Here is a 20,591-nt window from a genome sequence, read left to right on the forward strand (position 1 = left end):
GCGCGCCGCCTGTCGTTCAGGCCATGACAGGCCCGGCCCCTGGGCCGGGCCCTTTCATACCCGCCCCGCCACGACGTTGACGCTGATGGCGATGATGAAGACGTTGAAGAAGAACGCGATCACGCTGTGCACCAGCGCCGTGCGCCGCATCCGGCGGCTGACGATCTGCACGTCCGATACCTGGAAGGTCATGCCCAGCACCAGGGCGAAATAGGCGAAGTCCCAGTAGTCGGGGGCTTCCTTGCCGGGAAAATCCAGGCCCTTGTGCATGGCGTTGCGATGGCTGTAATAGCCGTGGGCGTAATGCAGCGCGAAGATCATGTTCAGGTAGAGCCACGACAGCACGATGCTGACCGCGGCGGCCACCAGGTCGGCCACGCCTTCGGCACCGCCGGCGGCGCGCATTTCGGTCCACAGCGCCACCATCACCAGGCACGACAACGCCACGCTGCTCCACAGCACGGCCATGCGCCCGACGTCGACCTGCTGCGCGCGAACCCGCATCATGGCCGGTGTGGCCTTGCCGAAGGCGGCCCCGGTCAGCAGCAGGAATACCAGCGCCGCCACGTCGAAAGCCAGCAGGCCGGCGCGGCTGGGCCCCAGCCCGGCCCGCCACAGCGCCCCGGCCAGGCCCACGAACAGCGCACCGCACAGCACCAGCCGCCGGTGCGCATGGTAGAACGGCAGCGCGGCGACCTCGACGGGCGGCGGTTCGATCTCCGGATCCTTGACCGGCAGTGTCATGGCGGACTCCCAGCGTGGCAGCAGCCTTCAAGCTAACCGATCGCGAGCAATCCCACCAGCGCCCCGCCAAACAGCAGCCACAGCGGATGGATGCGGGTGGCGCTGCCCAGCAGCGCCACCACCGCCGTGATCGCCGCCAGCAGCCAGGTGTGGGCCGACGCCTCGGTGATCAGCGCGGCGCTGGCGGCCACCAGGCCCACCGTCATCGGGAAGATGCCGGCCTGGATCACGCCGCGCCAGGGGCGGTCCTTGAAGCGTTCCCACAGGCCCAGCGCGATGATGGTGATGAGGGACGACGGCCCGAACTTGGCCAGCGTGGTGACCAGCATGCCGGCCCAGCCGGCCACGTGCCAGCCGACCAGCGTGACCACCATCAGGTTGGGGCCCGGCGCCGCCTGCCCCAGGGCGAACAGGGCGGAAAAGTCGGCAGCCGTCATCCAGCCGTGTACGTCCACGACCTGGCGCTGCATTTCGGGCAGGATGGTGTTGCCGCCGCCGAACGCCAGCACCGACAACTGAGAGAAGATGATCGCCAGGGCGATCAGGGTCTGCATCATCGACGTTGCCTCCAGACCAGCAGGATGCTCAGGGGCGTCAGCACCGCCATGGTCGGCAACAGCGGCATGCGCAGCACCGCGATGGCGATGAAACAGGCGGTGGCCACCAGGCCAGCCAGCCAGTCGCGGCGCTTGAGCAGCGGCACGCCGACCTTGACCGCCATCGAAATCAGCAGGCCGGCGGCGGCGGCGGCCAGGCCGGCGAACAAGTGCTGGATATGGGAATCGTTCTGGAAGCGGTCGTAGACCATGCCCAGCAGCACCACGATGGCCGAGGGCGCCAGGATCAGGCCCATCAGCGCCGCGAAGGCGCCGCGCGGACCGCGGAACTTCATGCCCAGGGCCACCGACAGGTTGATGATGTTGCCGCCCGGCAGGAACTGGCACAAGCCCAGCAGGTCGGTGAATTCGGCGCCGGACAGCCAGCGGTGCTTTTCCACCACCATGCGGCGCGCCAGGGGCAGCGCGCCGCCAAAGGCGGTCAGGCCAAGCATGAGGAATCCGTGGAACAGTTGCCCGCACGTGGGCGGCGGCCGGGTTGCGGCGTCGGGGGAATCAGGTGCTGCTGCGTTCATGGTGGTGCGGCCGCGGCCGGTCTGAAGGCGCCGGCGTGCCGGCGCCGGGAGTGTAGGGACAGCTCGCAGCCTACTCCCGCGACCGGATAATGTCTAATATATGACAGCTTAAACACTCATATCGATTGCATATGTCATCCATCGACCTGCGGCTGTTGCGTTATTTCCTCGCGGTGGCCGAGGAGTCCCACCTGACCAAGGCCGCCGCTCGCCTGGGCATCCGCCAGCCGCCCCTGAGCCAGCAGATCCGCGTGCTGGAACAGGAGCTGGGCGTCACGCTGTTCCGCCGCCTGCCAAGGGGCATGGAACTGACCGAAAGCGGCCATGCTCTGCTGGCCGATGCCCGCAGCATCCTGGCGCTGGTCGACCAGGCGGTGGAAGGCGTGCGGCGCGTGTCGCTGGGCGAGGCGGGCCGGCTGACCGTCGGCTTCACCGGCTCGGCCGCGTTCCACCCTTTCGTGCCCTCGGTGATCCGGCGCTTTCGCGAAAGCGCGCCGCAGGTGCGGCTGGTGCTGGAGGAAAGCAGCACCGGCGAACTGATGGAAGCCGTGCGCGATGGCCGTGTCGACGTGGCCTTCGTTCGCGGGGCCCATGGCGTCGACCGCGGCGTGGCGGTGGAGACGGTACTCGAAGAAAGCATGCTGGCGGCCTTTCCGGCCGACCATCCCATGGTCAAGGGACGCCCGCGCAAGCGCATCGCGCTGGCTGAACTGGCCGAACAATCGCTGATCCTGTATCGCCGCCACAGCGGCCCGGGGCTGTACGACGCCATCATCTCGGCCTGCCGCGCCGCCGGCTTCAGCCCGCGGGTGGCGCAGGAGGCGCCACGCATGCTGTCCACCCTGAGCCTGGTGGCGGCCGGCCTGGGGGTGTCGCTGGTGCCGGCCTCGCTGCGACGGGTCAATATCGAAGGAGTGGTGTACGTCAACGTCACCGGCCCGGTGGCCATGCGCGCGCCGCTGACCCTGATCTGGCGCGATGCGCCGCTCAGCGGCGCGATCCGCCGCCTGATCGAGGAAGTCCGGGCACATCGCGCGGCGGCCGCGGACGCGCCGGCGCTCAAGGGGCCGCGCGCGCGCGGCTGAGTCCACCCTGGCGCGGCGGCGCTACACTGGGCGCCTTTCCCTGTCCTTGCCGCATCCCATGCTGGTCCCCGCTCCCATAGGCGTGTATGACTCCGGCGTCGGCGGATTGAGCGTGCTGCGCGCCATCCGCCAGGCCTTGCCGCGCGAACACCTGCTGTATGTGGCCGATTCCGCCCACGTGCCCTATGGCGAGAAGACGCCGGAATACGTGCGGCTGCGCGCGCTGGCGATCGCCGACTACCTGGTGTCGCGCCAGGCCAAGGCCATGGTGGTCGCCTGCAATACCGCCACGGCCGCCGCCATCGCCGCGCTGCGCGCCCGCCATCCCGGGCTGGCCATCATCGGCGTGGAACCGGCCATCAAGCCGGCCGCGCACCTGACGCGCAGCGGCGTGGTGGGCGTGTTCGCGACCACCGGCACGCTCGCCAGCGCCAAATTCGCCGCCCTGGTGCGGCGCGAAGCGCCCGAGATCCGCATCCTTTTCCGCCCCTGTCCCGAATGGGTGCTGCAGGTCGAGCGCGGCGACATCCACGGCGCGGCCGCCGCCCACGTGGCCCAGGGGCCCGTGCGCGAACTGCTGGCCCAGGGCGCGGATGCGCTGGTGCTGGGCTGCACCCATTTCCCCTTCCTGCATGACGCGATCCAGGCCGCCGCGGGTCCGGCCGTGCCCCTGCTGGAAACCGGCGGCCCGGTGGCGCGCCGCCTGCGCCACCAATTGCAGGAACGCGGCCAACTGACGGCCGAGGGCGCTGGCGCGGTGGAACTGCTGACCACCGGCGACGCCGCCACGCTCGGCCGCATGGCTGCCCTGCTGCTGGGCCTGCCGGCCGTGGCCGCCCGCGTGCCCGCCCGTTGGCGTTGAGGGGCCGATCCCGCTTCCTTTGATTGCGCGCATCCCGCCGGCCCCCGCCCGGCGGAATAATTGCGTAAAGTGGAGTTGCCGCGGCGCCCCCCCTGAAGTGGCCGCCGCGGGCTCGCGGACAACAAGGAGACGTCGATGAAACGCATTCTGATTCCGGTGGATGGCTCGCAACATGCCGTCCACGCCGTGCGCGCCATGCTCGAAGCGCGCAGCTATGACCCGGTCGCACACGTGGCGCTGCTGACCGTGCAGATCCCCCTGCTGGCCGGCAAGATCGGCCGCGGCCTGTCGCAGGCCGATATCGACGCCTACCACCAGGAGGAAGGCGAAGCCGCGCTGAGCGAGGCCAGCGCGCTGCTGGTGGCGGCCGGCGTGCCGTTCACGCCGCGCATCGAAATCGGCGCGGCGGCCGAGACCATCGCGCGCGTTGCCGACGAGATCGACGCCGACGAAATCTACATGGGCACGCGCGGCCTGGGTTCGATGGCCTCGCTGTTCATGGGGTCGGTGGCCACCAAAGTCCTGCACCTGACCGATCTGCCCGTCACCCTGGCCAAGTAAAAAGGAGCCGCCATGCTGAACCTTCTCGTCCCGGTCGACGGTTCCGACAACGCCAACCGCGCCGTGCTGCACGCGCGCCAACTGGCCCAGGGCGCGCCCGCGGCGCGCATCCACCTGCTCAATGTCCAGACGCCGCCGCAAGGCCGCGCCGGCCTCTCGCGCCTGGTCACGCAGGACATGATTGACGAATACTACGTGCGCGAAGGCCAGGAAGCCGCCCACGAAGCGCGCAAGCTGCTCGACGTGACCGGCACCGACTACACCAGCCATGTCGAATTCGGCAAGCCGGCGCTGGAAATCCAGGCCTATGCGCGGGAACACCGCTGCGACCGCATCATCATGGGCACGCGCGGCCACGGCGCGCTGGCCGGCATGCTGATCGGCTCGGTCGCCAACCAGGTGGTGCAACTGGCCGACGTGCCAGTGACCCTGGTGCGATAGCCCGCCCCGGCCAGGCGCGGTCAGGCGCCGGCCGGCAGCGCCGGCAGGCTCAGCGTGACGCGCAGGCCTCCCAGCGGCGAACGCTCGGCGCACACCTGGCCGCCGTAGGTGCCAGCCAGGTCGCGCACGATGTCCAGGCCCAGGCCGGAGCCGGGCCGCTGCTCATCCATGCGCACGCCGCGCTCGAAGATGCGTTCGCGCTCGTCCTCGGCGATGCCGGGGCCGTCATCGTCGATCATGATCCGCAACTGGTCGGGCGCGGCGGCCTGGGCGTCGATGCGCACGCGCCGTACGGCCCACTTGCAGGCGTTGTCCAGCAGGTTGCCGACCATCTCCTGCAAGTCCTGTTCCTCGCCACGAAACGCAAGCGTGGCAGGGAATTCGCCCATTTCCAGTTCCAGCCCGCGCGCCGCATACAGGCGCTGCATGACGCGCAACAGCGCCTGCACCGGCGCCCGCAGCGGCGTGCGGCCGCCCTCGGTGCCGGAGGCGGCCGCGGCCCGCGCGCGCGCCAGGTGGTAATCGATCTGGCGCTGCGCCATCGCCACCTGCTCGCGCACCAGGCGGGCGAAGGCGCCGTCTTCGCGCATCGCCGCGTTGCCCATGATGGTCAGCGGCGTCTTGACCGCGTGCGCCAAATTGCCGGCCTGGGTCCGCGCGCGTTGCACGATGTCGGCGTTGACCGCCAGTACCCGGTTGAAATCGTCGACCAGCGGCTGGATCTCGCTGGGAAAGCGGCCCTCGATGCGCACGCTGTTGCGGCCCTGCTGCGCGGCCAGTTGACGCCGCAGCCGCCCCAGTGGCCGCAGCCCCACCACCACCTGCACCACCGCCGCCACCACCAGGCCGGCCGCCAGCGCGCCCAGCGACAGCAGCAGCATGTGGTCGAAGCGTTCGATCGGTTCGGCCAGCACCGCGCGATCGGCGGCCACCACCAGGCGCAACGTCCCGGCATTGCTGTCCTCGGGCTTGAGCAGGCGCGTCACCGCGGTCAGGCGGTGGTTCTCGGGGCCGGTGATGTCATACAGGCCATCGGCGCTGTCGGCCGCGGGCAGCGCCAGCACCTGGTCCCACAGCGAGCGCGAGCGCGCCACGCCCGTGGCCGCCACGCGGCCGTTGTCATCGAGGCGGTCGATCTGCCAATACAGGCCCGACAGCGGCTGTTCGAGGCGCGGGTCGCTCAGCGGCGAGGCCACCGCGGGGCGGCCGTCCGGCGCCACGCTGACCGCGGCCGTCAACTGGTTCATGTGCAGCGCCAGCTCGGCCCGCAACTGTTCGGTGATGTGCTGGCGGAACAGGCTGCCCAGCCCCCACCCGGCCAGCACGATGATTGCCGCGATCCAGGCGAGGGTGCCGGCCAGCATGCGCCAGCGCAGCGATCCCGGTGCGCGTGGCGAGGTCATGCGGGACAGGCAAGCCGGTAGCCGAGCCCGCGCACGGTCTCGATGGTGTCGGCCGGCAGCTTCTTGCGCAGGCGGCCGATGAACACATCGATGGTGTTGGAATCGCGATCGTGGTCCTGGGCATAGATGTGTTCGATCAGTTCGCTGCGTGACACGACTTCGCCGGCATGCTGCATCAGCACGGCCAGCACCTTGAACTCGTGGCTGGTGAGGTTCAGCGGCACGCCGTCGACGGTGGCCCGGGCCTGCCGCGTGTCGAGCATCAGCGGGCCGCAGCGCCATTGCGCGCTGGCATGGCTGCTGTTTCGACGCAGCAGCGCCCGCACGCGCGCCAGCAGTTCTTCCATGTGGAAGGGCTTGGTGAGGTAGTCGTCGGCGCCGGCGTCGATGCCGGCAACCTTCTCGTGCCAGTTGGCGCGCGCCGTCAGGATCAGCACCGGCATGCCGCGCCCGGCCGCGCGCCACTGCTTGAGCACCGTCAGGCCGTCCATCACCGGCAGGCCCAGGTCCAGCACCACCACTTCGTAGGTCTCGATCTCGCCCATGTAGTGGGCGGTGCCGCCGTCCGCCGCGGTATCGACGGTGTAGCCGGCGTGGCGCAGGGCCTCGGCCAGTTGCGACGCCAGGGTCGGCTCGTCTTCGACGACAAGTATGCGCATCAGTGTCGGTTCCGGAATTGGATGTCGCGCCCCTTCATGCCCAGCAAAGTACCGTCGCGCGCATCGATCTTGAGCTTGACCAGGCCGCCGCCGGGCTGCAACAGGCGGATTTCGTACAGGAACAAGCCATCATCCTCCTCGAATTCCACCTTGACCACCTGGCCGGGGAAATCCCGTTCAACGATGTCCAGCACCGACCGCAACGGCAACACCTTGCCCGCCTGCAGGGCCTGGCGGGCCTGGTCGTGATCGCGCTCGTCGGCGCGCCCGGCGCCCGGCCCCACGGCCAGCCCCAGCGCCAGTGCCAGGCCGGTCAGCCAGATTGCGATACGAGAACGTGCGGTCATGGGCATTGCGTCGGACGGTCACGTCAGGGTAACCCGACGCGCGAGGGAAAAACAGGGGTGGAGAAGCGCCTCATTTATAGCGCGTCAAACATGAACCGGGGGTGAACGCCTTCTTCACAACGGGTTCATGCGCCCCCTCGAATAATGACGTCATGGCCGATTCGCGGCCGTACTTCAACCTTCAGGAGAAAACCGCATGAACCCGATCCGCAAAACCCTGTCCGCCCTGGCCCTCGGCGCCGCCGCCGTCACCGGTAGCGCCGCGCTGGCGCAGACCGCGCAGCAACCGGCACCCGCGGCAACCGCGCCGGCGCAGGCCGCGCAGCTTCTGACCGTGCGCCAGATCTACGACACGCTGACCGCCGCGGGCTACCGCAACATCACCGAGATCGAACTGGAGCATCAGCGCGCCTATGACGTCAAGGCCGAGAACGCGCAAGGCCAACGCGTGAAGCTGCGCGTGGACGCGCAGACCGGCGCGGTGCTGCGCAGCCGCATCAAGGATTGAGGCCGACGCCATGAAAACCCGTTCCGTCCTGGGCCTCTTCCTGCTGGCGCTGACCGGCGCCTGGGCAGTCGATGCCCTCCTTCTGCAACCGGCGGCAAGCGCCGCCTGGCCCTGGGTATTGCGCCAGCAGGCGCTGTACCTGACGGGCGTGTGGTCGATCGGCCTGATGTCGCTGATCATGCTGCTGGCGTTGCGTCCGGCCTGGCTGGAGGGCCCGCTGGGCGGCATGGACAAGATCTACCGGCTGCACAAATGGGCCGGCATCCTGGCCGTCGGCGCCGGCGGGGCGCACTGGCTGATCAAGCTGGCCAGCACCCCATTGAAGGCGCTGGTCGGCACCGAAGGCCGGCCCGCGCGCGATGCGGTGCTGGCCATGCTGGCCGATTCGCGCGGCCTGGCCAAGGATCTGGGCGAATGGACGCTCTACGCCTTGCTGGCGATGCTGGTCATCACCCTGTGGCGCCGCTTTCCGTACCATGCCTGGCGCATCGTCCACCGCGCCATGCCGCTGGCCTATCTGGCGCTGGTGTTCCATACCCTGGCGTTGGCGCCGGCCTACTACTGGACCGGGCCGACCGGCGTGCTGCTGCTGCCGTTGATGGCGGGTGGCGCCGGGGCCGCGCTGCTGGCGCTGGCTGGCCGCATCGGCCGTGGCCGGCGCGTTGCCGGCCGGGTGAAGGGGCTGGTCCAGCGGCCTGGCGACATCCTTGAAGTCACCTGTGAACTCGGCCCGCGCTGGCCGGGCCATGCGGCCGGGCAGTTCGCCTTCGTCACCTTCGACCGGCGCGAAGGCGCGCACCCGTTCACCATCGCCAGCGCACCGCACCCCGGACGCCACGACGTCACGTTCCAGATCAAGGCGCTGGGCGACTACACCCGGCGCCTGGCCGCCACGCTGCGCGAGGGCGCGCCGGTCACGGTGGAGGGGCCCTATGGCCGCTTCGAACGTCCCGTCGACCCCGCCGCGGGACCGCAGGTGTGGGTCGCCGGCGGCATCGGCGTCACGCCGTTCCTGGCCTGGCTGGAAGCCGCCCGCGACGCGCCCGGCGAATACCCGCCCGTGTGGTTGCACTATTGCGTGCGCGATGCCGGCAGCGACCCGTTCGTCGAGGTGCTGCGGCAACGCTGCGAACGGCTCGGCAACGTGACGCTGCAAGTGCACAGCGCGGCGCAGGGACAGCGGCTGGACGCGGCTGCCCTGGCTCAGGGTGAGGTGGCCGCCGGCAGGGTCGCCGACGTCTGGTTCTGCGGCCCGGCGGGCCTGGCGGCGGCGCTGCGCCAGGGCCTGCGGCGCCTGGGCCGTGGCGGTGTCCATTGGCACCAGGAGGCCTTCGACATGCGCTAGGCGGTGGCGTCAACAGGGGCGCAGCCGCGTCGTATGATGAAGGCTTGTCCATCCCTCGCGACTGGAGCCGCGCCATGCGCATTCGATATCTGTTGGTGGCGCTGGCCGCGGCCACCGGCCTGGTGGCCGCCTGCGGCGAAGTCGCGCGCCTGCCGGTGGAAGCCGGCATGGGGCCACGCCCCGAGTTGCCCGCCCCCAACACCACCCTGATCCCCACGGTCAACACGGCCCGGGCGGTGGGCTGGAGCGACACCGGCCTGCCCACCCCGGCCAGCGGCCTGGCGGTGAGCGCCTATGCCCGCGGCCTGGATCATCCCCGCTGGCTGTATGTACTGCCCAACGGCGACGTGCTGGTGGCCGAGACCAACGCCCCGCCCAAGCCGCCCGAAGCCTCGGGCGGCTTCAAGGACTGGGCCGCCGGCATCGTCATGAAGCGCGCCGGCGCGCGCACGCCCAGCGCCAACCGCATCACCCTGCTGCGCGGCCTGACGCCGGATGGCGCGGCGCAGACGCGCAGCGTGTTCCTCGAGGGCCTGCACTCTCCCTTCGGCATGGCCCTGATCGGCGACCAACTGTACGTGGCCAACGCCGACGCGGTGCTGCGCTTTCCCTACCAGGCCGGCCAGACCCGCATCAGCGCGCCAGGCGTCAAGGTGACCGACCTGCCGGCGGGCCGCAACCATCATTGGACCAAGAACCTCATCGCCAGCGCGGATGGCGCCAAGCTGTATGCCACGGTGGGCTCGAACAGCAACGTCGGCGAGAACGGCATGGCCGAAGAAGAAGGCCGTGCCGCCATCTGGGAGATTGATGTCGCCAGCGGCGCCAAGCGTCTCTATGCCACGGGCTTGCGCAATCCGGTGGGCATGGCGTGGGGGCCGGACGGCACGACGCTCTGGACCGCGGTGAACGAACGCGACGAACTGGGCAGCGACCTGGTGCCCGACTACATGACTTCGGTGCGCGATGGCGGCTTCTACGGCTGGCCCTACAGCTATTTCGGCCAGCACGTCGATACCCGCGTCAAGCCGCCGCGCCCGGACCTGGTGGCGCGGGCGATCGTGCCCGATTACGCCCTCGGGCCGCACACCGCCTCGCTGGGGCTGGCCTGGTCGGGCGGCGCCACATTGCCGGCGCCGTATACCCATGGCATGTTCGTCGGCCAGCACGGCTCCTGGAACCGCGACCCGCGCAGCGGCTACAAGGTCATCTTCGTGCCCTTCACCGGCCGGCGCGCCGACGGCCAGGCGCGCGACGTGCTGACCGGGTTCCTCGACGAGGCTGGCCAGGCGCGCGGCCGGCCGGTGGGCGTGGCGCTGGACCGGCATGGCGCGTTGCTGGTGGCCGATGATGTCGGCAACGCGATCTGGCGGGTCAGCGCCGCGGAACCGGCCCGCTGAAACGACGCCATCGAAGGCAGAGCCGGGGCCCCTGGCGGCGCAATTCACTGGCGCCCGCTTGCGCTGCGTCAAGCCGCTTGCAGGCGCATGCGCGCCGCAAAGCGTAGACTGGGGTGAGAATGCCGCAACGGCCGCACGGCTCCGTCCAGCGGAGCCGCGCGGTTTCACTCCCCCTTTTTCCCCTGGAGGCATGAACATGCTGTTGAAGAATCTCTGCGCCGCGACCGTCCTGGCCCTGGCTTCGGCCCCGGTGCTGGCCGCCGAATGCTCGGTCGATATCGCCGGCAATGACCAGATGCAGTTCGACAAGAAGGAAATCACGGTCAGCAAGAGCTGCAAGCAGTTCACCGTGAATCTCAAGCACCCCGGCAAGCTGGCCCGGAACGTCATGGGCCACAACTGGGTGCTGACCAAGCAGGCCGACATGCAGGGCGCCGTCAACGACGGCATGGCCGCCGGCCTGGACAACAACTACGTCAAGAAGGACGACGCCCGCGTCATCGCCCACACCAAGGTGATCGGCGGCGGCGAAAGCGATTCGGTCACCTTCGACGTCAGCAAGCTGGCCGCCGGCCAGGACTACGTCTACTTCTGCTCGTTCCCCGGCCACTTCGCGCTGATGAAGGGCGTGATCAAGCTGGTCGACTGATCGCCCCTGCCGGCCTCTCGGGATCCGCGCGGGGCGGCGTTGCCGCCCCTACAATGGCCGTTTGCCAATTTTCTTGGGGAACGACGCATGAGCACGGATAAAGTGGCGATCATCACCGCCGGCGGCAGCGGCATGGGCGCGGCGGCGGCGCGCAAACTGGCGGCGGACGGCTACCGCGTGACGATCCTGTCCTCGTCCGGCAAGGGCGAGGCGCTGGCCGCCGAACTCGGCGGCCTGGGCGTGACCGGCTCGAACCGCTCGCCCGAGGACCTGGCGCGGCTGGTGGACGCGACCCTGCAGAAGTGGGGCCGCGTCGACGCCGTGGTCAACAGTGCCGGCCACGGGCCAAAGGGCCCGCTGCTGGAAATCAGCGACGACGACTGGCACCTGGGCATGGAGTTCTACCTGCTGAACGTGGTGCGCATCGCGCGCCTGGTGGCGCCGGTCATGAAGCAGCAGAAAGCCGGCGCCATCGTCAATATCTCGACCTACGCCACCTTCGAGCCGGAGGCGCTGTTTCCCACGTCCGGCGTGTTCCGCGCCGGGCTGGCCGCGTTCACCAAGGTGTTCGCGGACGAATACGCCGCGCACAACGTGCGCATGAACAACGTGCTGCCCGGCTTCATCGACAGCCTGCCGGAAAAGGAAGACCGGCGCGCGCGCATCCCGATGGGCCGCTACGGCACCGCCGAGGAAGTGCCGACCTGATCGCCTTCCTGGCTTCCGACGCTTCCTCGTACATCACCGGACAGAACATCCGCATCGACGGCGGCATCACCCGTTCGGTGTAATCCGCGTGGCTTGGCCGGCCCGCGCGCGGGCCGGCGCGTCGCTTGCGCGCGCCTCGTGCAAAAGTATTAGTCCCTCGTCCGAATGATGGTCTTGAAGCGCCCCTGGCGCTTCGCTACCGTAGGCTCTCGCATTCGATCCCGGGGCTGCCTGCATGTCCGCGTCGCCGTCCGAAGCGGCGCCGCCCGCTTCCGCCTCCGCTGAAACCCGCCCGCCCACGCCTGGCCAGGCCTCGCGCTTCCTGGCGCAAGCCACGTTCGGCCCGACTCCCGGGCTGATCGACGCGGTGGTGCGTGACGGCTATGCCGCCTGGCTCGACACGCAACTGGCGCTGCCGCCCTCGCAAAGCCATTTCGACTGGCTGCTGCAACAAGGCAAGGACACCGAGGCCTACAAGGGCAACGGCATCAACGCGCCGCTGGAATCGACGCTGTGGCGCAAGTTCATCAGCGCGGAAGATCAGGTGCGCACCCGGGTGGCGTTCGCGCTGTCGGAGATCTTCGTGGTCGGCGTGGCGTCGATCACCGCCAACTGGCCGCTGTTCGGCGCCGCCGGCTTCATGGACCTGTTGGCCGAGCATGCCTTCGGCACCTATCAGGACCTGCTCACCGCCGTCACTCGCAACCTGTCGATGGGCTGCATGCTGACCTATCGCGGCAATCGCAAGGAAGATCCGCGCACCGGCCGCCATCCCGACGAGAACTATGCGCGCGAGGTGATGCAGCTGTTCAGCATCGGCCTGGTCGAACTGAACCGCGACGGCACGCCGCGGCTGGTGGACGGCGCCCCCGTGGAGACCTACGCCAATGCGGACGTGCAGGGCCTGGCCAAGGTCTTCACCGGCTGGGACCTGGACGGGCCGGAGACCGACGTGCAGTTCCACCGCCGGCCGATGGCGCTCAATCCGGCGCTGCATTCGCTGGCCGAAAAGCGCTTCCTGGGCGCGGTGATTCCGCCCGGCACCGACGGCCACCTGTCGCTCAAGCGCGCGATGGAAGTGATCAACGCGCATCCCAACGTGGGGCCGTTCATCGGCACGCAACTGATCCAGCGGCTGGTCACCAGCAATCCGAGTCCGGCCTATGTCGGGCGCGTGGCGGCCGTATTCGACGACGACGGCCACGGCGCGCGCGGCAACCTCAAGGCGGTGGTGCGCGCCATCCTGTTGGACGACGAGGCGCGCCACCCCGATCTTTCGGCGCCCGGCTGGGGTAAGGTGCGCGAGCCGATCCTGCGCTTTTCCGGCTGGGCGCGCGCGTTCGGCGCCACCTCCACCAACGGCGCCTGGGCCATGCCCGACACCACCGATAACACCATCCGGCTGGGGCAGAGCCCAATGCGCTCGCCCAGCGTGTTCAATTTCTTCCGGCCGCGCTATACGCCGCCGGTCACCGAACTGGCGCGGCGCGGCCTGGTGGCGCCGGAACTGCAGATCACCGATGAAACCAGCATCGCCGGCTACCTGAACTTCGTGGCCATCTACGTCGATCGCGGCTGGGAAGACCTGCAGACCCCCTACACCGCCGAGATCGCCCTGGCCGCCGACGCCGACGCGCTGGTGGCACGGGTCGTGCTGCTGCTGGCGGGCGACGCCTTCAGCGCGGCCACGGCGCAGGCCATCGCGCAGGCGGTCGACACCCTGCCGCGCGAGCGGCCGCGCGACCGCGTGCGCGCCGCCATCACGCTGGTGGCCGCCAGCCCTGAATACCTGGTGCAGAAATGAAAGCCGATCGCCGCGAATTCCTGCTGCGCGCCTGCGCCCTGGGCGCGAGCCACGCGGCGGCGCCGCTGGCGCTGAACCTGGCGGCGCTGGGCGCGGCGGCGGCGCAGACCGCGCCGCCGGGAGACTACAAGGCGCTGGTGTGCGTCTTCCTGTACGGCGGCAACGACCCGTTCAACACCTTGGTGCCGTTCGATGCGCCAGCCTACCGCGCGTATGCCGCCGCCCGCGGCGACATCGCGCTGCCGCGCGAAGCGCTGCGCGCCACCGCCCTACAAGGCAAGACGCCGGCGACCGGCGGCGCGCAATTCGCCCTGGCCCCTTCCCTGGCGCCGTTGGCGCCGCTGTTCGAGCGCGGCGAGATGGCGGCGGTGCTGAACGTCGGCCCGCTGGTGGTGCCCACCAGCAAAGCCGACTATATCGGCGCGCGCGTGCCGCTGCCGCCCAAGTTGTTCTCGCACAACGACCAGCAGTCGTACTGGCAGGCGCTGGCGCCGGAAGGCGCCTCGTCCGGCTGGGCCGGACGCCTGACGGACCTGTACGCCGACATCAACGCGCAGCGCAGCTTCACCGGCATCACCGCAGGCGGCAACACCGTGCTGCTGGCGGGCCGCCACGTCGCCGGCTACCGGGTCGGCGTGAACGGCTCGACCCGCATCGAACTGCTGACGCGCGACATGTATGGCTCCAGCGCCTGCACCGCGCTGTTGCGCCAACTGATCACGCAACCGCGCGCGCACCTGATGGAACGGGAAATGTCGCGCATCGCCGCCCAGTCGATCGACGCCGACACGCGCCTGCGGGCGGCCTTGTCTGGCGTGGCGGTGCCGGGCGAGTTCGACTCGCCGCTGGCGCAGCAGTTGAAGATCGTGGCCCGCATCATCGCGGCGCGCCAGACGCTTGGCGCGCGGCGCCAGGTGTTCTTCGTGTCGCAGAACGGCTACGACAATCACACCGGCCTGAACGACACCCACCCCGCCTTGCTCAAGGAACTGGGCCAGTCCCTGGCCGCCTTCCAGGCGGCGCTGGCCGGCCTGGGCGTGACGCGCCAGGTCACCACTTTCACCGCCTCGGAATTCGGCCGCACGCTGGGATCGAACGGCAACGGCTCTGACCACGGCTGGGGCGCGCATCACTTCGTGCTGGGCGGCGCCGTCAATGGCGGCCGCTACCACGGCACGCCTCCGCGGATCGCAGCCGACGGCCCTGGTTTCGTCGACAACGGCCGGCTGCTGCCGACGCTGGCGGTGGAGCAACTGGGCGCGGCGCTGGGCGGCTGGTTCGGCGCCAGCCAGGACGACCTGCGCCTGGTGTTTCCGAACCTGCGCCACTTCGACGCCACGCCTTTGGCGCTTTTTACAGCGCAGCGTGAATCGTCGATGCCAGCTTCTTCCACTTGACGGCTTCCTCGCGCACGAATGCCGCCAGCTCGGCCGGCGTGCTGGTGCGCACCTCGGCGCCCTGGTCGTCGATCTTGGCGGCCACGGCCGGATCGTTGAGCGCGCCATTGAGCGCGGTGTTCAACTTGGCGACCACCTGCGGATCGGCGTTGGCCGGCGCGAACACCGCGTACCACTGCGCCACGTCCACGCCCGGCACGCCAAGCTCGGCCAGCGTCGGCATGTCGGGCAGCACCTTGGCGCGGCGCGCGCCGGCCACGCCCAGCGCGCGGATCTTGCCCGACTTCAGGTGCGGATAGGCGCTGAACAGGCTGGGAAACATGACCTGGGTGACGCCGGCCAGCGTGTCCGTCATGGCGGGCGCGGAACCCTTGTAGGGAATCTCCAGCATGGCCGCGCCAGTGGCGCGGTTGAACAGCTCGCCCGCCACCGCCGGCGCCGTCCCCGGGCCGGCCGAGGCGTAGCTCAGGCCGTCGGGGTGGGCCTGGCCGTACTTGAGCAGGCCCGGCACGTCCTGCACGCCGATGCTGCTGGACACCACCATCAACGTGGGCGAGTCGGCCACCATGCCGATCGCGGTGAAGTCGCGCACCGGATCGTAGTTGAGCTTCTGCAGCGCCGGATTGATGCCATGCGTGCCGATGTAGCCGAGCATCAGCGTGTAGCCGTCGGCCGGCTGGCGCGCCACGTAGTCGGCGGCAATGGCGCCCTGCGCGCCGGGCTTGTTGACCACGATGACGGTCTGGCCCAGCAATTCGCCCATCTTCTGCCCGATCACGCGGGCCAGGGTGTCGTTGCCGCCGCCGGCGGCGGTGGGCACCACCATGGTGATGGGGTGCTCGGGGAATTCGGCGTGGGCGGCCTGGCCGCCCAGGGCCAGGCAAAGGGCAGCCGCGCACAGGGTGCTGCGAGAGGAAAAAGCCATGTCGTGTCTCCAGGGGGTTCTGTGAACGGCCTCTGCGGGCCGCTGAGTCTAGTATCGGTTCACGCCGCCACCGGCTGGCGTGCTGCCAGCCGGTAGCGGGCGTCCTGCTCCTGCCGCGCCGCGCCATAGCGGCCAGGCACGTACAGCAGGCCCTTCATGATCTTGCGCGCGGTACGCACCAGCCCGGCGGCCCGGACCTCGCCACTGGCATCGTCCAGCTTCACATCGATATCCATGCCGCCCGACGGGTGCTCGACGCGCACGCCGCGGTAACCCGGACGCGGCGCCGGCCCGCCGCAATCATGCGCCACCGTGCCCGGCATGAGGAAGGCGGCGGCCACGCCGACGGCGCCGGTGGCGGCGTGGGCGCGGTGGCAGGCGTGCGGGGTGAAGTAGCGCGAGCACACTGACAGGATGGCCGGATCGCTGCCGGGCGCCAGCAGCACCGGCTTGGGAATGACGCTGTCGGACACATCGCCCAGGCCCATGCGGGCGCCGGCTTCGCGACGGATGCGCTCCAGGCGCGCCAGCAGCGCGGCGTTGGCGTCCAGCTCGGCGGGCGATTCGTCGCCACGCAGGCCGAAATCGGCGGCGCGCAGCAACACCATCGGCATGGCGGCGTCGATCAGCGTGGCGGCCACGCCGTCCACCCGCTCCTGGCGCAGTCCGGACGGGAACAGGCGGCCGGTGACCGCCCCCCAGGCGTCGAGGAAGTTCAGGCGCACCGGGGCGGCCTCGCCCGGCACGCCGTCGATGCGCGCCTGGCCTTCGTAGGTCAGGCGGCCGCCCGGGGTCTGCACCACCGCCTCGATCACGGCGCCCGTGTTGACGTTGTGAACCCGCACCGAAGTTTCACCGTCGGCCGCGGCGATCAGGCCCTCGTCGATGGCGAACGGTGCGGCGCCCGACAGCATGTTGCCGCAGTTGGGACGGGTGTCGACGCTGGCGCGGTCTACCGAGACCTGCGCGAACAGATAGTCGATATCGCAGTCGGGCCGGGTCGAACGCGACACGATCGCGACCTTGCTGGTCAGCGAGTTGCCGCCGCCCAGGCCGTCGACCTGCAGCGCGTGGGGCGAACCCATGGCCTGCAACAGCAGCCGGTCGCGCTCGGCGGGATCGGCCGGCAGCCAGTCGCCCAGAAAAAAGGGACCGCGGGAGGTGCCGCCACGCATCAGTACGCAAGGGATGATCGTTTCCATGCCGTGCATTCTGCGACGGCGCGGCTATTATTTGAATTGCAACTTACGGATGGATTAATGCATGGCACGCATCAATTTCGATTTACAGGAATTGCAGGCCTTCGTGGCCGTGGCCGAACGCGCCAGTTTTCGCGCCGCCGCCGAAGACCTGAACCTGTCGCAGCCCGCGCTGAGCCGCCGCATCGACAAGCTGGAGGACCTGCTGGGCGCGCGCCTGCTGGAACGCACCACCCGCCGCGTGGCGCTGACGCACGTCGGCCGCATCTTCCTGGAACGGGCGCGCGGCGCCATCGACGAACTGGAACGCGCGGTGCTCAGCATCGGCGACCTGGCGGCGCAGCGCGGCGGGTTGGTGACCGTGGCCTGCGTGCCGTCGGTGGCCTACTACTTCCTGCCCGCCATCATCCATCACTACGCCGAACGCTTTCCGCGCATCCGCGTGCGCATCATCGACGAGACCGCCCACACCGTGCTCAACAGCGTGGTGACCGGCCGCGCCGACTTCGGCATCAGCTTTTTCGGCACCCAGGAGCCGGACGTGGACTTCAAGGCGGTGCTGCGCGAGGACTTCGTGCTGGCGGTGCGGCGCGACCATCCGCTGGCCGCGCGCCGCAGCGTGTCGTGGGAAGAACTGTCGCAGGAACGCTTCATGACCGTGGCCAAGGAAAGCGGCAACCGCCTGCTGATCGACGACGCCCTGGCCAAGAGCGGCAAGCGCACCGTCAGCGCCTTCGAGGTCAGCCATGTCATGACGCTGCTGGGGCTGGTGGAGGCGGGCCTGGGCGTGGCGGCGGTGCCGCAACTGGCGATGCCGCCGGTCGGCCACGCCACCCTGGCGGGCGTCAAGCTCGAACATCCGCGCGTCACCCGCAGCCTGGGTTTGATCTCGCGTCGGGGCCGCCCCCTGGCGCCGGCGGCGCAACAGCTATATAACCTTATCCACCAGGCCGGCAAGAGCGCCAAGCGTGGTTCCTCCAAGCAACCCTGAAGCCGCACCATGAGCCCTCATTCCCTGGCGTTGCAAGCCGCCACCGAAGACGACCTGCCGTTCCTTCTGGCGCTGCGCAAGGCGACCATGACAGAACACCTGGCGCGCGCCGGCGCGCCGCTGGACGACGCCCACCACCTGGCGCGCATCCGCCACCACTTCGACGACGCCCAGATCGTCTGGCTGCACGGACGCCCGGCCGGATTGTTCAAGACCCGCCGCGACGCCGCCGGCTGGCGCGTGGTGCAGATCCAGATCGACCCGGCCTTCCAGGGCCAGGGGCTGGGCCGGCGCCTGCTGGCCGGCCTGCTGCGGCAGGCCGACCAGGAAGGCGCGCCCGTGACCCTGTCCGTCCTGAAAGGCAATCGCGCCCGCCGGCTCTACCAGTCGCTGGGCTTCGCCCCTGTCGAGGAGACGGCCCAGGAAATAGAAATGCGCTACGACCCCGCCACGCACGCCGCCGGCCACGCCTGACCGGCGGGCCGCCGGCCCCGGGACAGGATGGCCTGCCGCGGACGGCACGAAGCGGGGCCGGAGCGGCGACTCCCGGCCCTCCACTTTTTTTTCGCCCTGGCGGAATATTGCGATGCCGCCCGGCGTCTGTAGAGGGCAGTCCCCCACTCTTCCTTCTGCGAGGCACGACATGCGCACACAATTCGCCGCCACCCTGGCCCTCTCCTGCGCCGCCCTGTTCTCGGCCGGCGCCCACGCCCAGGCCGTCAAGACCCAGGACGGCATCCTGGTCAACAGCGCCGGCATGACCCTTTACACCTTCGACAAGGATGCCGGCGGCAAGAGCGCCTGCAACGACCAGTGCGCCAAGATCTGGCCGCCAGTCATGGCCGCAGCCGACGCCAAGGCCTCGGGCGACCTGAGCGTCATCACCCGCGACGACGGCTCCAAGCAGTGGGCCTACAAGGGCAAGCCCATCTACCTGTACGCCAAGGACGCCAAGCCGGGCGACAAGACCGGCGACAACTTCAAGGACGTCTGGCACGTCATCAAGCCCTGACCGGGACCCGCCGCCCATCCACGCCCGACCATGCGCGCCGACGACGAAGCCGCGATCCTGGCCTGCATCCCCAGCCTGCGGCGCTATGCCCGCGGGCTGACGGGCGACCCGCACCGGGCCGACGACCTGGTGCAGGACACGCTCGAACGGGCCTGGAGCCGCTATTCTCGCTGGCAACGGCGCGGCGAGCTGCGGGCCTGGATGTTCGGCATCATGCATAACCATTTCATCGACGGCGTGCGCGCCAACCAGCGGCAGGCCGACCAGGCCGGCGCGGGCGAACTGCCCGACGTGCCGGTGCGCGCCACGCAGACCGACCACCTGGAGGTGCGCGACCTGGACCGCTGCCTGCAAGGCCTGCCGGCCGAGCAGCGGCAAGTGCTGCTGCTGGTGTGCGTGGAGGACCTGTCGTACCAGGAAACCGCGCAGGTGCTGGGCGTGCCGATGGGCACGGTGATGTCGCGCCTGTCGCGCGCCCGCGAACGGCTGGGCGCCCTGATGCAAGGCCAGGAACCCGCCGGCCGGCTCCATCGCGTGAAATGACATGAACGACAAACGCCTCCACGCCGTCCCGAGCGCCGGCCACCCGATCACCGAAGCCGACCTGCACGCCTACGCCGACGGCCAGTTGCCGCCCGGCCGCCACGCCGAGGTCGACGCCTTCCTCGCCGCCCATCCGCAGGACCTGTCCCGCGTGCACGCCTGGCAGGCCCAGCGCCGCGCCCTGCACGCCCTGCTGGACCCGGTGCTGGACGAACCCCTGCCCCTGCGCCTGCCGCTCTCGCCCCCGGCCCGACGCCTGCCGTGGCGCGCCCTGGCGGCCGGCATCGCCATTGCCGCCATCAGCGCCAGCAGCGCCTGGCTGGCCCGCGGCGCCCTGGACGCCCGCCATCTGCGGACCGTACTGGCCACCGCCGCCCCGGACCGCGCCGCCGGCGGCTACGCCCAGCGCGCCGCCATCGCCCACGCCGTCTACGCCCCCGACATGGGCCGCCCCGTCGAAGTCAGCGGCGACAACGAAAAGGCCCTGGTCACCTGGCTCACCAAGCGCCTCGGCGCCCCCGTGCGCGCCCCCTCGCTGACCCACGCCGGCTACGACCTCGTCGGCGGCCGCCTGCTGCCCGGCGGCAGCGGCCCCGTCGCCCTCTTCATGTACGGCGCCCCCGACGGCCAACGCCTGACCCTCTACGTCACCCGCGAAGCCGCCGGCGGCCAGACCGCCTTCCAATTCACCCAGGAAGGCCCCGTCCGCGTCTTCTACTGGGTCGAAGGCCAATTCGGCTACGCCCTCTCCGGCGCCGTCAGCCGCGACGAACTGCAACGCGTGTCCGAAGAAGTCTACAAACAACTGCAAGGCTGACCCGGGCGCGGGCGCGCCCGGCGAGCGCCAATCTGCCCGCGGGCTTCAACAAAGCCCCT

At 70.1% G+C, this 20,591-nt stretch carries 23 protein-coding genes and 1 pseudogene; 16 read left to right on the plus strand and 8 right to left on the minus strand.

The window, feature by feature from the left end; all coding sequences use genetic code 11:
• Positions 1-54: 54 nt before the first annotated feature.
• Genes AC6LKG_RS09655 through AC6LKG_RS09665 form a run of 3 tightly spaced genes read right to left on the minus strand, consistent with a single transcriptional unit; the run spans position 55 to position 1,876 of the window.
• Positions 55-744: a DUF1345 domain-containing protein gene (locus tag AC6LKG_RS09655; protein ID WP_498164106.1), complete on the minus strand. Its 690-nt coding sequence runs from the start codon at positions 742-744 to the stop codon at positions 55-57.
• Positions 745-776: 32 nt separating this feature from the next.
• A complete protein-coding gene (locus tag AC6LKG_RS09660; RefSeq protein ID WP_498164107.1) occupies positions 777-1,301 on the minus strand; it encodes a chromate transporter in 525 nt (174 codons plus the stop codon).
• Positions 1,298-1,876, minus strand: coding sequence for a chromate transporter (locus tag AC6LKG_RS09665; protein ID WP_498164108.1), 579 nt, complete (start codon positions 1,874-1,876; stop codon positions 1,298-1,300). The genes AC6LKG_RS09660 and AC6LKG_RS09665 overlap by 4 nt, the downstream gene beginning before the upstream one ends.
• Positions 1,877-2,007: 131 nt before the next feature.
• On the opposite strand from AC6LKG_RS09665, the gene AC6LKG_RS09670 reads away from it, so the two are divergent.
• The 4 genes from AC6LKG_RS09670 (at position 2,008) to AC6LKG_RS09685 (ending at position 4,825) form a co-directional block, all read left to right on the plus strand.
• A complete protein-coding gene (locus AC6LKG_RS09670; RefSeq protein ID WP_498164109.1) occupies positions 2,008-2,961 on the plus strand; it encodes a LysR family transcriptional regulator in 954 nt (317 codons plus the stop codon).
• A gap of 58 nt (positions 2,962-3,019) precedes the next feature.
• Positions 3,020-3,823 (plus strand): glutamate racemase, encoded by an 804-nt coding sequence (murI, locus tag AC6LKG_RS09675; protein WP_498164110.1) that lies wholly within the window; start codon positions 3,020-3,022, stop codon positions 3,821-3,823.
• Positions 3,824-3,958: 135 nt separating this feature from the next.
• Positions 3,959-4,384, plus strand: a complete 426-nt coding sequence (locus AC6LKG_RS09680; protein WP_498164111.1) for a universal stress protein — start codon at positions 3,959-3,961, stop codon at positions 4,382-4,384.
• Between the two features lie 12 nt (positions 4,385-4,396).
• The gene (locus AC6LKG_RS09685) at positions 4,397-4,825 is read left to right on the plus strand and encodes a universal stress protein (protein WP_498164112.1); all 429 of its coding nucleotides are present in this window, start codon (positions 4,397-4,399) and stop codon (positions 4,823-4,825) included.
• A gap of 20 nt (positions 4,826-4,845) precedes the next feature.
• Here the strand turns inward: AC6LKG_RS09685 and AC6LKG_RS09690 are convergent, their stop codons facing one another.
• The 3 genes from AC6LKG_RS09690 to AC6LKG_RS09700 are packed head-to-tail and all read right to left on the minus strand — an operon-like array spanning position 4,846 to position 7,234.
• The gene (locus AC6LKG_RS09690) at positions 4,846-6,228 is read right to left on the minus strand and encodes an ATP-binding protein (RefSeq protein ID WP_498164113.1); all 1,383 of its coding nucleotides are present in this window, start codon (positions 6,226-6,228) and stop codon (positions 4,846-4,848) included.
• A complete protein-coding gene (locus AC6LKG_RS09695) occupies positions 6,225-6,887 on the minus strand; it encodes a response regulator transcription factor (RefSeq protein WP_498164114.1) in 663 nt (220 codons plus the stop codon). Before AC6LKG_RS09695 ends, AC6LKG_RS09690 begins: the two co-directional genes overlap by 4 nt.
• Entirely contained in the window at positions 6,887-7,234 is a 348-nt protein-coding gene (locus AC6LKG_RS09700) for a PepSY domain-containing protein (RefSeq protein WP_498164115.1), read from the minus strand. Before AC6LKG_RS09700 ends, AC6LKG_RS09695 begins: the two co-directional genes overlap by 1 nt.
• A 196-nt stretch (positions 7,235-7,430) precedes the next feature.
• Between AC6LKG_RS09700 and AC6LKG_RS09705 the strand changes: the two genes are divergently transcribed.
• The 7 genes and pseudogenes from AC6LKG_RS09705 (at position 7,431) to AC6LKG_RS09735 (ending at position 15,045) form a co-directional block, all read left to right on the plus strand.
• Positions 7,431-7,742 (plus strand): PepSY domain-containing protein, encoded by a 312-nt coding sequence (locus tag AC6LKG_RS09705; protein WP_498164116.1) that lies wholly within the window; start codon positions 7,431-7,433, stop codon positions 7,740-7,742.
• Between the two features lie 10 nt (positions 7,743-7,752).
• Positions 7,753-9,087 (plus strand): ferredoxin reductase family protein, encoded by a 1,335-nt coding sequence (locus tag AC6LKG_RS09710; protein WP_498164117.1) that lies wholly within the window; start codon positions 7,753-7,755, stop codon positions 9,085-9,087.
• Between the two features lie 74 nt (positions 9,088-9,161).
• Positions 9,162-10,487 carry a PQQ-dependent sugar dehydrogenase gene (locus tag AC6LKG_RS09715; protein ID WP_498164118.1) on the plus strand — a complete coding sequence of 442 codons (1,326 nt, stop codon included), beginning with the start codon at positions 9,162-9,164 and terminating at the stop codon, positions 10,485-10,487.
• 196 nt (positions 10,488-10,683) lie between these two features.
• On the plus strand, positions 10,684-11,136 hold the full coding sequence (gene azu / locus AC6LKG_RS09720; RefSeq protein WP_498164119.1) for an azurin: 453 nt from the start codon (positions 10,684-10,686) through the stop codon (positions 11,134-11,136).
• 156 nt (positions 11,137-11,292) lie between these two features.
• Positions 11,293-11,927: pseudogene (locus AC6LKG_RS09725) on the plus strand (SDR family oxidoreductase).
• 152 nt (positions 11,928-12,079) lie between these two features.
• Entirely contained in the window at positions 12,080-13,648 is a 1,569-nt protein-coding gene (locus tag AC6LKG_RS09730; protein ID WP_498164120.1) for a DUF1800 domain-containing protein, read from the plus strand.
• Entirely contained in the window at positions 13,645-15,045 is a 1,401-nt protein-coding gene (locus AC6LKG_RS09735) for a DUF1501 domain-containing protein (protein WP_498164121.1), read from the plus strand. The genes AC6LKG_RS09730 and AC6LKG_RS09735 overlap by 4 nt, the downstream gene beginning before the upstream one ends.
• Here the strand turns inward: AC6LKG_RS09735 and AC6LKG_RS09740 are convergent.
• Positions 15,002-15,970, minus strand: coding sequence for a Bug family tripartite tricarboxylate transporter substrate binding protein (locus AC6LKG_RS09740; protein ID WP_498164122.1), 969 nt, complete (start codon positions 15,968-15,970; stop codon positions 15,002-15,004). The two genes, AC6LKG_RS09735 and AC6LKG_RS09740, sit on opposite strands and share 44 nt — an antisense overlap.
• A gap of 59 nt (positions 15,971-16,029) precedes the next feature.
• On the minus strand, positions 16,030-17,172 hold the full coding sequence (locus AC6LKG_RS09745) for a 4-oxalomesaconate tautomerase (protein WP_498164123.1): 1,143 nt from the start codon (positions 17,170-17,172) through the stop codon (positions 16,030-16,032).
• Positions 17,173-17,233: 61 nt separating this feature from the next.
• Between AC6LKG_RS09745 and AC6LKG_RS09750 the strand changes: the two genes are divergently transcribed.
• From AC6LKG_RS09750 to AC6LKG_RS09770, 5 genes are all read left to right on the plus strand, one after another.
• Positions 17,234-18,160, plus strand: a complete 927-nt coding sequence (locus AC6LKG_RS09750; protein WP_498164124.1) for a LysR family transcriptional regulator — start codon at positions 17,234-17,236, stop codon at positions 18,158-18,160.
• Positions 18,161-18,169: 9 nt separating this feature from the next.
• Positions 18,170-18,634, plus strand: a complete 465-nt coding sequence (locus AC6LKG_RS09755) for a GNAT family N-acetyltransferase (protein ID WP_498164125.1) — start codon at positions 18,170-18,172, stop codon at positions 18,632-18,634.
• A gap of 169 nt (positions 18,635-18,803) precedes the next feature.
• Positions 18,804-19,172 carry a COG4315 family predicted lipoprotein gene (locus AC6LKG_RS09760; protein ID WP_498164126.1) on the plus strand — a complete coding sequence of 123 codons (369 nt, stop codon included), beginning with the start codon at positions 18,804-18,806 and terminating at the stop codon, positions 19,170-19,172.
• A gap of 30 nt (positions 19,173-19,202) precedes the next feature.
• Positions 19,203-19,715 carry a sigma-70 family RNA polymerase sigma factor gene (locus AC6LKG_RS09765; protein WP_498164127.1) on the plus strand — a complete coding sequence of 171 codons (513 nt, stop codon included), beginning with the start codon at positions 19,203-19,205 and terminating at the stop codon, positions 19,713-19,715.
• A gap of 1 nt (position 19,716) precedes the next feature.
• The gene (locus tag AC6LKG_RS09770) at positions 19,717-20,532 is read left to right on the plus strand and encodes an anti-sigma factor family protein (protein WP_498164128.1); all 816 of its coding nucleotides are present in this window, start codon (positions 19,717-19,719) and stop codon (positions 20,530-20,532) included.
• Positions 20,533-20,591: the final 59 nt, after the last annotated feature.

The organism is Achromobacter sp. 46006 (assembly GCF_059761975.1).

Coding starts and splice junctions, on each gene's coding strand:
- AC6LKG_RS09655 (WP_498164106.1), bottom strand. CDS start 744: ATGACACTGCCGGTCAAGGATCCGGAGATCGAACCGCCGCCCGTCGAG.
- AC6LKG_RS09660 (WP_498164107.1), bottom strand. CDS start 1,301: ATGATGCAGACCCTGATCGCCCTGGCGATCATCTTCTCTCAGTTGTCG.
- AC6LKG_RS09665 (WP_498164108.1), bottom strand. CDS start 1,876: ATGAACGCAGCAGCACCTGATTCCCCCGACGCCGCAACCCGGCCGCCG.
- AC6LKG_RS09670 (WP_498164109.1), top strand. CDS start 2,008: ATGTCATCCATCGACCTGCGGCTGTTGCGTTATTTCCTCGCGGTGGCC.
- murI (WP_498164110.1), top strand. CDS start 3,020: ATGCTGGTCCCCGCTCCCATAGGCGTGTATGACTCCGGCGTCGGCGGA.
- AC6LKG_RS09680 (WP_498164111.1), top strand. CDS start 3,959: ATGAAACGCATTCTGATTCCGGTGGATGGCTCGCAACATGCCGTCCAC.
- AC6LKG_RS09685 (WP_498164112.1), top strand. CDS start 4,397: ATGCTGAACCTTCTCGTCCCGGTCGACGGTTCCGACAACGCCAACCGC.
- AC6LKG_RS09690 (WP_498164113.1), bottom strand. CDS start 6,228: ATGACCTCGCCACGCGCACCGGGATCGCTGCGCTGGCGCATGCTGGCC.
- AC6LKG_RS09695 (WP_498164114.1), bottom strand. CDS start 6,887: ATGCGCATACTTGTCGTCGAAGACGAGCCGACCCTGGCGTCGCAACTG.
- AC6LKG_RS09700 (WP_498164115.1), bottom strand. CDS start 7,234: ATGACCGCACGTTCTCGTATCGCAATCTGGCTGACCGGCCTGGCACTG.
- AC6LKG_RS09705 (WP_498164116.1), top strand. CDS start 7,431: ATGAACCCGATCCGCAAAACCCTGTCCGCCCTGGCCCTCGGCGCCGCC.
- AC6LKG_RS09710 (WP_498164117.1), top strand. CDS start 7,753: ATGAAAACCCGTTCCGTCCTGGGCCTCTTCCTGCTGGCGCTGACCGGC.
- AC6LKG_RS09715 (WP_498164118.1), top strand. CDS start 9,162: ATGCGCATTCGATATCTGTTGGTGGCGCTGGCCGCGGCCACCGGCCTG.
- azu (WP_498164119.1), top strand. CDS start 10,684: ATGCTGTTGAAGAATCTCTGCGCCGCGACCGTCCTGGCCCTGGCTTCG.
- AC6LKG_RS09730 (WP_498164120.1), top strand. CDS start 12,080: ATGTCCGCGTCGCCGTCCGAAGCGGCGCCGCCCGCTTCCGCCTCCGCT.
- AC6LKG_RS09735 (WP_498164121.1), top strand. CDS start 13,645: ATGAAAGCCGATCGCCGCGAATTCCTGCTGCGCGCCTGCGCCCTGGGC.
- AC6LKG_RS09740 (WP_498164122.1), bottom strand. CDS start 15,970: ATGGCTTTTTCCTCTCGCAGCACCCTGTGCGCGGCTGCCCTTTGCCTG.
- AC6LKG_RS09745 (WP_498164123.1), bottom strand. CDS start 17,172: ATGGAAACGATCATCCCTTGCGTACTGATGCGTGGCGGCACCTCCCGC.
- AC6LKG_RS09750 (WP_498164124.1), top strand. CDS start 17,234: ATGGCACGCATCAATTTCGATTTACAGGAATTGCAGGCCTTCGTGGCC.
- AC6LKG_RS09755 (WP_498164125.1), top strand. CDS start 18,170: ATGAGCCCTCATTCCCTGGCGTTGCAAGCCGCCACCGAAGACGACCTG.
- AC6LKG_RS09760 (WP_498164126.1), top strand. CDS start 18,804: ATGCGCACACAATTCGCCGCCACCCTGGCCCTCTCCTGCGCCGCCCTG.
- AC6LKG_RS09765 (WP_498164127.1), top strand. CDS start 19,203: ATGCGCGCCGACGACGAAGCCGCGATCCTGGCCTGCATCCCCAGCCTG.
- AC6LKG_RS09770 (WP_498164128.1), top strand. CDS start 19,717: ATGAACGACAAACGCCTCCACGCCGTCCCGAGCGCCGGCCACCCGATC.